At 58.2% G+C, this 6,089-nt stretch carries 6 protein-coding genes; 3 read left to right on the forward strand and 3 right to left on the reverse strand.

The features are described from left to right. Positions 1-87: 87 nt before the first annotated feature. From H6G62_RS07545 to H6G62_RS07555, 3 genes are all read right to left on the reverse strand, one after another. Positions 88-633: a hypothetical protein gene (locus H6G62_RS07545; protein WP_190493629.1), complete on the reverse strand. Its 546-nt coding sequence runs from the start codon at positions 631-633 to the stop codon at positions 88-90. 147 nt (positions 634-780) lie between these two features. Further along, complete coding sequence (locus H6G62_RS07550; protein ID WP_190493631.1) at positions 781-1,173, reverse strand: hypothetical protein; 393 nt, start codon at positions 1,171-1,173, stop codon at positions 781-783. A gap of 208 nt (positions 1,174-1,381) precedes the next feature. After that, positions 1,382-2,467 (reverse strand): hypothetical protein, encoded by a 1,086-nt coding sequence (locus tag H6G62_RS07555; protein WP_190493633.1) that lies wholly within the window; start codon positions 2,465-2,467, stop codon positions 1,382-1,384. A 319-nt stretch (positions 2,468-2,786) separates the two neighbouring features. Here H6G62_RS07555 and H6G62_RS07560 point away from each other — a divergent pair, with 319 nt between their 5' ends. The 3 genes from H6G62_RS07560 to H6G62_RS07570 form a co-directional block, all read left to right on the forward strand. Next, complete coding sequence (locus tag H6G62_RS07560) at positions 2,787-4,151, forward strand: NAD(P)/FAD-dependent oxidoreductase (RefSeq protein ID WP_190493635.1); 1,365 nt, start codon at positions 2,787-2,789, stop codon at positions 4,149-4,151. A 71-nt stretch (positions 4,152-4,222) separates the two neighbouring features. Continuing rightward, positions 4,223-5,287, forward strand: a complete 1,065-nt coding sequence (locus H6G62_RS07565; RefSeq protein ID WP_190493637.1) for an aromatic ring-hydroxylating dioxygenase subunit alpha — start codon at positions 4,223-4,225, stop codon at positions 5,285-5,287. 591 nt (positions 5,288-5,878) lie between these two features. Next, positions 5,879-6,089: helix-turn-helix domain-containing protein (locus H6G62_RS07570; protein WP_190493639.1), on the forward strand; the 211-nt coding region annotated here is incomplete at its 3' end.

Below are 6,089 nucleotides of genomic sequence, written 5' to 3' on the forward strand. Positions count from 1 at the left end.
ACCAGAAATCTGGGGCGAGACAAAATCCCTAAATGGGCGGGAGACACCGCAAGGAATAGCGGCATTTCCCAACCAGAATCCAGGGATCTAGGTTGATGTGGATGGGGTAGTCCATGAGTTAGACTGGGCGTCGTCACGGAAATCTTCGGGCAGACGACTTTCTACGACGGCGCAGTCGGCACTGTTGTAGGTGAGGGTGCGGCTGACGATCTGATCTTGATCCACCGTCCACTCGTCATCGGATTGGAATTCCTCACCGCCCGCTCGTTCGATGAAGCTGGCGGTGAGGGTGGTGCCCGTTAGCTGCCCCGTGAGGGTTTCGTTGGCGGTAAAGACAGTGCCAGCGGCGGCGTTGTCGGCGGTGACAGAGACGACCCCAGTCACGCGGCCCCCTGCTTCAATCTGAAGACGCACCACCCCATCTAGGTCAGCCCCATCGAGGTTGCCAGTGCCGCTATAGCAATAGATACCGGGGGGGAGGGCCGTGTTGTCGGTGGCGGGGGCAGCGGTGCCCTTGGCCGAGGACGGTTGGCTGGCAGGTGCGCCAGGGTTAGACGTGGTGACATTACAGCCAAGGCTGGCGACGGCACTGAGGGCAACAGTGGCCCAGGCGGTGGGATGGGACAGGGTCATGGGTCGTAAAGAGTACAGAGGGGTAATCTTGACAGCAATGGGGAACGACAGGGGAATGGGGCGATCCACGCCAGGGCGGATGCAACCGATGGAGAATCTCCAGCCAGCGCCGTGAGTCCCCAGCGCTGGAACCGCCCCTTCCGCAGGCTAGGGCGAGAACGGAATTCGCTCTAGCAGGTTATTTACCAGTTCACGGCCATTGGGATCGAAGACCTGGAGGCGGATGTAGTCGGGGTCGCTGGGTCGCCAGGTGACTTGGTAGCGATGGCCCCCATTACGCCAAGTGTAAATTTGCCGATCCCGTGTGCCAGATTCCGTGGCCCCAGACAGGTACATGGAATTGTTGGGGCGACGACGATCCGTGCCCTGGTAGTGCATGGTTCCGTTCTCAAACCAGAGGCTAATAAACCAGTTGTCGTTCATGTAGTCGCCCATCATCAGCGATTGAGCTGCCACAGGAGCAGGGTTGAACAATTCCCCCGCCACCATCGGGGCCGACAAGCCGAGCAGGGCACTGAGGGTAAGCGCACGAAAATTCATAGAAAACGTCCTTAAAGACTGAAAAGCTTGAAAAGTCTGAATACGGAATACAAACTACACCGCACGATCCATAGATTCCGAACGAAACCCGTACCCGATGGTGTATGTTGGCCCATCGAAAACGAAGGTCTCGTCGCGGGTGCCTTTGGCAGACAGCGTTTTTGTTCCGACCAGCCAACGCTGCATCGCTGAACGCCTGAGCCAATGCCTAGATGCGATCTCCTGGACAACGTCCATCGCTGCATTCCGGCGTCAGCACCTCCACCACCTGGCGGCGAAACTGCGGCATCACGGCATCGGGCAGGGCAGAAACAAATTGATAGACGGTGCCAAGATCCATTCCCCCTTCTTCCATCTCCACCGAGATCTGGCGATCTTGGCTAAAGTCGGCCATCAGGTCTTTGGCGGTGTTGCAGGGGATGAAGTACTGCCCCATATACACGCTGCCACCGTCGGCCTCGTAGTGGAAATACGCGCCCCGCGCCGAGGGATTGCCGCAAAACTGATCCGCCGTCAGCGCGACCATGGTGGCCAAGTGCAGGTCATACCAGCGCATCGCTCCTCCCTCGGCAGAGACCGCCGTACTGGCCTGGGGCACTATCAAGGTGGCCCAGCGGTGGTTAAAGTCGCCCCCGGTGCGGGCCAGCTTCACCATGCCCACGGGTAGGGTGTCGGCGCTGTCCTGCTTGGTCTGACTGGAGGACACCTCCCCCCGCTCCAGTCCTAGCTCAGAGCGCACGGTGGTAATGGCCATGGTGACCATGTCGATGGTGTATTGCCATTCCTCGGCATCTTCCACGGCTTCCCACTCACCCTGGCTGTTGGTGGAGACAATCGTTTTGTCGTCGTCAACCAGCACCTTGCGGGTAAAGTTGCCGTCGAAATAATCTTCGTAGGCATAGAACTGGCCGTCATCGTGGAACCAGTAGCGAGACACGGGGCCGTCTGGATAGCCCATCTCCACCCGCAGGGGCTGGTCGTTGGTGCCTGCACAGAGGAGATAGACGGTGTCGTTAATTTGCTCCTCTCTAAAGGTGGGGCAATCCCGAAGCATCATCCGCTCTAGCTCGGCGGCGATGGCGGCGATGGAGTAGGCCGCAGGGTCAAAGGCGGTGGAGGCAAGGGTGGTTTTGGGTGATCCGACAGCGGTAGCCGATGGGGAGGTCGCCGTGTCTCCGGCGGATTGCCCTGGGGAGGTGGCCCCTTCGCCACAGCCCATTAGGCCGATAGCCAGCCCAAGGCAACCGACTCTAATAGCGGTTTGGCTCAGCGGTTGACGGAATGGCAAATTCATCAGACTTTTGCGATAAACAGCACTTTTACCAGAGTGCCCAATTTATCTGTTGGCCTATCCGTCAAAATCAACTAAATTCGAGAATTTACGGAACGTTAATTCATTGATGAAGCTTTTGTCCCCACTTCTGGTGGATTTTCTCGGCCTTGGTGAGCAATCCAAGAGACCTTGCCCTAGGGGAAAGTGAGTAGGCCTTGCCAGGGATGGGGGTAAGTTGCCCAGAGCCCAGAAACTTAGCACAGCGCACAGTCTTTGGGCCGAATTCGTTTTATAACAATTGTTAACATCATTGCTAAATCCCTATCCCTGCCCTACCGCCATGCAAACCCTGCAAGATCCCGTCCGCGAATCTGCCCCTGTGGCTCCACCGTCCGGTAAGCATCGAGTGGTGATTATTGGCGGCGGCTTTGGTGGGCTGTATGCCGCTCAACGGTTGGGACGGGCCACCAACGTTGAAGTCACGCTGATCGACAAGCGCAACTTTCACCTGTTCCAGCCCCTGCTTTACCAGGTGGCGGTGGGGGGCTTGTCGCCCGGAGACATTGCCTCACCGCTGCGGGGGGTGCTGAGTCGGCAAAAAAATACCCAGGTGCTGATGGGTGAAGTGGTGGATGTGGATCCCCAGGCCAAAACCGTGAGTCTGAAGGGAGATACCACCCTGCCCTACGATACCCTCTCCTACGACACGCTGATCGTGGCCACAGGCATGAGCCACTTTTATTTTGGCCGCGACGACTGGGCCGACATTGCCCCCGGTCTCAAAACCGTGGAGGATGCCCTGGAAATGCGGCGACGGATTTTTGCCGCCTTTGAGGCCGCCGAGAAAACCACCGATCCTGACTTGCAAAAAGCCCTGCTCACCTTTGTAATTGTCGGCGCTGGCCCCACCGGGGTAGAACTGGCCGGAGCCTTGGCCGAACTGGCCTACCACACCCTCAAGCCCGACTTTCGCCAAATCGACACCAGCCAAACCCGCATTTTGCTAGTCGAAGGCATGGATCGGGTGCTGCCGCCCTTCCCCGCAGAGCTTTCTCAGCGGGCCTACCAAGACCTCGAAGGTATGGGCGTGGAGATTTTGACCCAAACCCTGGTCACCGACATTGACGGCCACCAGATCACCCTCAAGCAGGGCGACGAGATAACCACCGTGCAATCGGCCACTGTGCTGTGGGCGGCAGGGGTGCGAGACCCCGGCATGGGCGGCATTTTGGCCGAACGCACCGGGGCCGAACGGGATCGGTCTGGGCGCGTCATCGTGGCCGAAGACCTGACGGTGCCCAACTATCCCGACATTTTTGTGGTGGGCGACCTGGCCCACTTTGCCCACCAAGACGATAAGCCCCTCCCCGGCATTGCCCCCGTTGCCATGCAGGAGGGGCAGTATGTGGCCAAACTGATCCAAAATCGGCTAAAGCAGCGGCCCATGGTCAAATTTGCCTACAAAGATACGGGCGGCCTCGCGGTAATTGGTCGTCACTCGGCAGTGGTGCATTTTCCCTGGATGCGACTGACGGGCTTCCCGGCCTGGTTTGTGTGGCTGTTTGTCCACATCTTTTTCCTGATCGAGTTCGACAACAAAATCATCGTCATGATCCAGTGGGCCAGTAACTACATCACCCGCAAACAGGGCTCACGGCTGATTACCATTCCCCCAGATCCCGCCCCCAAAAGTGCCGTCACCTAGGAGCCCCCGATCCTCGCGGCACCGTTGTGAATGCACTTTAAATACCCCTCAAATTCCCCTGGAGAAGCCCTATGCTGACGACCCAGCAGCCCGTCCTCCGTCGCTTCTGGTATCCGGTCATTCCTCTAGATGCCCTGATCAACGGCCCCCAGTCTTTTACCCTCATGGGGCAACCCCTGGTGTTGTGGCTAGATGGCGAGGGCCACCCGGCGGCTTTAGCAGATCGCTGTTGTCATCGTTCGGCCCAGTTAGCGAAGGGGATGGTGCAAAACGGCTGTATTCGCTGCCCCTACCACGGCTGGGAATACGATGCCCTTGGCGCTTGCACCACCGTTCCTCAACTCGATCCGGGCACCGCCATTCCCAAAACCTATCGGGTGCCCTCCTACCTCTGCCAAGAACGCTACGGCTACGTGTGGGTCTGTTTAGACGACAATCCGCTGCAACCAATTCCTGAGATTCCCCAGTTTGCCGACCCCAACTTTCGGTTCATCCACGAATTCTACGAACCCTGGAACGTAGGCGGCTTGCGGGCGATTGAAAACTCCTTCGACAGCGCCCACGGCCACTTTGTCCACGCCAGTTCTTGGGGCGATATGGCCAACCCCCAGCCACCACCGATTGATGAGGTGACGGAAACCGGTTTTGGCTTTGTGATGAAGCACTGGCTAGAGGTGCTGAACCCCGATCTGCAAAAGAAAAACCTCGGCATTGAGGGCGAAAAAACCATCCGCACCAACACCCGCACCTGGTACATGCCCTTTGCCCGCACCCTGCACATCGAATATCCTAACGGCCTAATTCACCTGATTTTCACCGCCTACACCCCCATCGACGACCAGCATTCCCAGGTGGTGCAGTTCTGCCTTCGCAACGACACCGAAGCCGAGGCCAAAGCCGCCGACATCATCGCCTTTGACCGCCAAGTCACCTCCGAAGACCGAGTGATTTTGGAAGGCACCGACTATGACGCGCCCCTTTCCCTCGCCGAAGAACAGCATATGGCCTCCGACCGTCCCGGTATCCTCATGCGCCACCGCCTCGCCAAACTGCTGAAGGAGAACGGTGAAACGGAGCAACGGCGATTAGGACGTTCATCGGCCATGTCGCCAGTCTTGGAACAGGTGGCGGTCTAAGGTGGCGGTCTAAGAGATGAACAGCCCCTGTTCCTGCCACCGAGACCACTGTTGCGGCACCCGTCGCCTGGTATGCATTGAAGGACTGCAACGGTCGCTGCGGCAGATCTGTAGCCCGGTCTTTGCCTGCAAACCCGATGCCCTGGATTTTGCAGACGTTTCAGGCCATTCATCTGGTCTCCACGGGAACCGTCTAGCAGGTCAGGAATACCGAATCCGAATTAGATAAACCCCGAGTCCCAGCCCAAAAACCGTAGGGGCGAGGTCTCCTCGCCCACTGATAATATCGGGGGTAAACGAGCCGGATTTAGTAAAAAAATCCTGGTTGACTGACACAACACCGAAAAGCCTTGACCTCTCGTAGGTTGGGTGGCGCAATAGCAGAACCCAACAAGCCCAAAATTCTTAGTGGGTGTGGGGTTCCGCTTCGCTGCACCCAATCTACAGGGAGCGGGGGCAGGTCATCCGGGTTAGGGTTAGGGTTTGAGGTAGAGGGCGCGTTCGGTGTCGCGGCGGCGGACGAGACCGGGTATTGCAGCCCGGAGACTGATTAGGACAGAATAGGGATGTTGTTTCCGCCCCTGAACCCCGATGCCTGCCCCCTACAGTGTGGATTTAAGAGTAAAGGCCGTTGCCGCAGTTGACCGAGGTGAGCGCAAGAGCCACGTCGCTCGTGTCTTGCAGATCAGTCGCAATACGTTAGACCTGTGGCTCCGCCGTCGGGAACAGACGGGTTCGGTGGAGCCCGTTCGGGATGTGGTGCGCGGTCCCCAGCCCAAGATTTCGGATTTGGACGCCTTTC

This window comes from Phormidium sp. FACHB-1136 (assembly GCF_014697375.1).
Classification (GTDB): Bacteria; Cyanobacteriota; Cyanobacteriia; order Phormidesmidales; family Phormidesmidaceae; genus Nodosilinea.